The organism is Calidithermus terrae (assembly GCF_003574345.1).
GTDB lineage: Bacteria > Deinococcota > Deinococci > Deinococcales > Thermaceae > Calidithermus > Calidithermus chliarophilus.
This window is the reverse complement of sequence record NZ_QXDL01000386.1, coordinates 1-1,844: the sequence shown is the minus strand read 5'-3', so window position 1 is coordinate 1,844 and position 1,844 is coordinate 1. Positions and strand designations below refer to the sequence as shown.

2 protein-coding genes and 2 pseudogenes are annotated in these 1,844 nt (G+C 72.4%); all 4 read left to right on the top strand.

The features are described from left to right. Positions 1-544, top strand: a pseudogene (locus Mterra_RS22690) (DUF4900 domain-containing protein); the annotation flags it as partial. Between the two features lie 96 nt (positions 545-640). After that, complete coding sequence (locus Mterra_RS20960; RefSeq protein WP_119316841.1) at positions 641-1,048, top strand: hypothetical protein; 408 nt, start codon at positions 641-643, stop codon at positions 1,046-1,048. Next, positions 1,045-1,329 (top strand): hypothetical protein, encoded by a 285-nt coding sequence (locus Mterra_RS20955; protein ID WP_119316840.1) that lies wholly within the window; start codon positions 1,045-1,047, stop codon positions 1,327-1,329. Before Mterra_RS20960 ends, Mterra_RS20955 begins: the two co-directional genes overlap by 4 nt. Position 1,330: 1 nt before the next feature. After that, positions 1,331-1,844 (top strand): annotated as a pseudogene (locus Mterra_RS20950) (hypothetical protein); the annotation flags it as partial.

Genomic DNA, 1,844 nt, shown 5'->3' with positions numbered 1-1,844 from the left:
GGTCGACGGGCGCGTCGAGCGCCTGGAGGGCGGGCCCTTCGGCCGGGCGGTGGCCGAGGGGGTGGGGGTGGAGCTGGTGGCCGCCGGCGACGTGCGGGTGGTGAGCAGCCTGGTCTACGAGCGCAGCCCCTGCGCCTTCGTGGGCGGCCGCAGCGGCGAACGCCTGCTGCCCTCGCGCTGCGACGACCTCGCGGCCCAGGGCCGCCTGGCGGTCATGAGCCGCGACGGCAGCATCGTGCTGGGGCAGGGCAACGCCGACGCCAGCCTCAACCTCGACGAGGACAACCCCCGCCTGCAGGGGCAGTTCCTCGCCCCGCGCGGCAGCGTGGGGGCCGAGCGCCCCGAGCTCTCCTCCGCGCGGGGGGTGGCCTTCGTGCTGGGCAGCCTGGCCATGGGCCGCTGGGCGCCGTGGGGTCCCTGGCGGCTGTCGCTGACCTACGACCCCCGCCTGCAGCAGGGCGGCTTCCTCGGGGGCGAGGGGGTGCTCGCGGAGGGCGTGCTAGGGGTCTACCTGCGGCTGGAGGGCGAAGGGCGCCCGCGCTGAACGCAGACGAGCATGCCGCCTCTCATGCAGAGGTACGGGGCTCTCGAGGGCACTGGCTATAATCGGCGGTATGAATTTATTCAACAGGAGGAAACAATGAAGCGATGGCTCGTAGTAGTCGTCCTGCTGGGCATGGGATTAGCTCAGAGCTACAAAGTGCTTTACTCGGATGAGATCGAGCGGGTTCCCGCGACCGTCGAGGTGGTCCAGGGCTTCAACACCGTCATCTCCGCCCACGACTACGTGGAGCTGGGCACCCTGGGCCGCCCCGAGCTCATCACCATCACCCGCCTGTCCAAGAACGTCATCCAGCTCAACACCAGCACCACCAGCGGCGTCAGCGGGCTGACGCTGCTCATCGGCGGGCGGCCGGGGAAGGGGCGAAGCCCCCGGCCGCCCGGGCCGATGTTCCCACCCCGGCCGCCGGGATGGGGGCGCGGGAGGAATGGGTCCTCGCCCGCGTCAGCGGGGCCCAGACCCTCGCGGGCGGTGGGGTTTTTGTGATCAACTACAGCCTCGAGAACCTCTCGCCCCGACGGGTGGTGGCTGACGTGGCGCGGCTGGTGATCCGCCAGGCCGGGCGGGAGAAGAGCTTCAGCCTCAGCCGCCTGCCCGCCAGTGGGATCCTCGAGCCCAAGGCGGTGCAGGCGGGGAGCATCCTGGTCAAGGACGTCGCGCCCGGCGAGCTGGAGCTGGAGTGGACGCTGGTGGAGCTGGGGGAGTCCCCCCGCACCTTCGTCGTGCGCCGCACCCTCAACGCCGCCGCCCTGAGCACCGGGGGTTAGCGTGGACGATCCCCTTCGGGACGCCGCCGGAGGCGGCGGGAGGCCCGCACGCCGCAGGGGCGGCCCGCGCCCCCTGGTGCTGGCCCTGGTGCTAGCGCTGGCGCTGGTCAGCCCGGCGAGCGCCCAGGACTTCTCCGCCGACGACTACCTCTACTCCTTCCCCGACCAGCGCTTCGAGCTCAACCCGCAGGGCCACTGGCCCTACCTGGCGCTGACCCGCAAGAGCCTGCTCGAGGCCTGTGCCGGCGGACAATCCCCAACCGGACGACCCCCTTGCGGCCGCTACGAGTGGTGGCTGCCCTACTCCACCCTGCAGGCCACCCAGGCCGTCGCCCGCGACCTGCGCCGGGCCTGGGTCCGCTATGAGGAGCGCTACTTCTGGCGGGTCCAGACCGCGCTCAACCAGCCCGCGCTGAGCCTGGCCTACTGCAGCCTGGGCCTGAGCCTGGGGGGCCTCGACGTGCCGCCCCCGCCGGTGGAGCTGGAGGCCGCGGCGTCCTTCCTGCCCTCCGCCC